The organism is Neisseria sp. P0021.S007, assembly GCF_051956855.1.
The window spans coordinates 1-684 of sequence record NZ_JBQCXA010000545.1 but is presented as its reverse complement, the minus strand read 5'-3'; the positions used below and the strand labels follow the sequence as shown (position 1 = coordinate 684).

Genomic DNA, 684 nt, shown 5'->3' with positions numbered 1-684 from the left:
TGTCGACACCGTTTATCATGCCGCAGCCTACAAACACGTCCCTATGGTCGAATTCAACACCATCGAAGGCATTCAAAACAACGTATTCGGCACACTCTGCTGCGCGCAGGCTGCCGTAGATGCAGGCGTTTCCACCTTTGTTTTGATTTCCACCGACAAAGCCGTCCGTCCGACCAACACCATGGGCGCCAGCAAACGCATGGCCGAACTCTGCCTACAAGCGCTTGCCGCCGAGCCAGAACAAAAAACACGCTTCTGCATGGTGCGTTTCGGCAATGTATTGGGTTCGTCCGGCTCCGTTGTCCCTGTATTTGAAAAACAAATTGCCGAAGGCGGCCCGATTACCCTGACCCACCAAGACATTACCCGCTACTTCATGACCATTCCCGAAGCGGCGCAACTGGTTATCCAAGCCGGTGCAATGGGTAAAGGCGGCGACGTATTCGTCCTCGACATGGGCGAATCCGTCAAAATCATCGACCTTGCCCGTCAAATGATTGTCCTCAGCGGCCTCAAAGTCAAAGATGAGCAACACCCACACGGCGACATCGAAATCAAGATTACCGGCCTGCGCCCGGGCGAGAAACTTTATGAAGAACTGCTCATCGGTGATGAGGTGCAAAAAACCACTCATCCCCGGATTATGACCGCCAGTGAAGTAATGCTTCCATGGACGCAATTATC

The 684-nt window shown here is 53.2% G+C and carries 1 protein-coding gene; it reads left to right on the top strand.

The window, feature by feature from the left end; translation table 11 throughout:
* A partial coding sequence (locus ACTHUR_RS14525; RefSeq protein ID WP_440399287.1) for a UDP-N-acetylglucosamine 4,6-dehydratase family protein occupies positions 1-684 on the top strand: 684 nt, incomplete at both ends.